The organism is Psychromarinibacter sediminicola (assembly GCF_029168335.1).
GTDB lineage: Bacteria > Pseudomonadota > Alphaproteobacteria > Rhodobacterales > Rhodobacteraceae > Psychromarinibacter > Psychromarinibacter sediminicola.
Genome location: NZ_JARGYC010000239.1, coordinates 1 through 459 on the forward strand (window position 1 = coordinate 1; position 459 = coordinate 459).

1 protein-coding gene and 1 pseudogene are annotated in these 459 nt (G+C 65.8%); one reads left to right on the top strand and one right to left on the bottom strand.

Going from position 1 to position 459, the window contains the following annotated elements; all coding sequences use genetic code 11:
- On the top strand, positions 1-198 hold a 198-nt coding region (locus P1J78_RS25170; RefSeq protein ID WP_275570106.1), incomplete at its 5' end, for a hypothetical protein.
- Positions 199-256: 58 nt separating this feature from the next.
- On the opposite strand, the pseudogene P1J78_RS25175 reads toward P1J78_RS25170, so the two are convergent.
- Positions 257-459, bottom strand: a pseudogene (locus P1J78_RS25175) (peptidoglycan -binding protein); the annotation flags it as partial.

Consider the following 459-nt stretch of genomic DNA (forward strand, 5'->3'; position numbering starts at 1 on the left):
TCGGACTGGGACGAGGATACACGGGACGAGAAGGTCAAAGCCGCCCTGGTCGAACGCGGGCTGACGGGCTGGGCCGTGTCCTATTTCCCGATCCATAGCCAGGAAACCGTTGAATTCATGAGGGACCGCGACCTGGGAGAATTATTTGGCCGACTTGCCAGGAGCCCCGGCCCGCGCATCGGAATGCACTATATCTGAAGCGACAGGAATACCAGCCGCCGCATGCGGTCGGGAAAAGCTGCCCTCGCTACGTTCCTCAGTCTGGCAAGCAGGTTTCAAGCTCGGAAATTCGTTCCCGCTCCAGCCGCAGCGCCTCTTCGGCATCCGCCCGCGCCGCCTCCGCCTGGACCCGCAGCCTCTGCTCCTGCGCCGCCCGCGCCAGCGCCGCGTTCAGCTGCTGGCCCAGCGCCTGGATCTGCACCTCCGCCGCCGCGTCCTCCTCCGCGGCGACATCCAGCA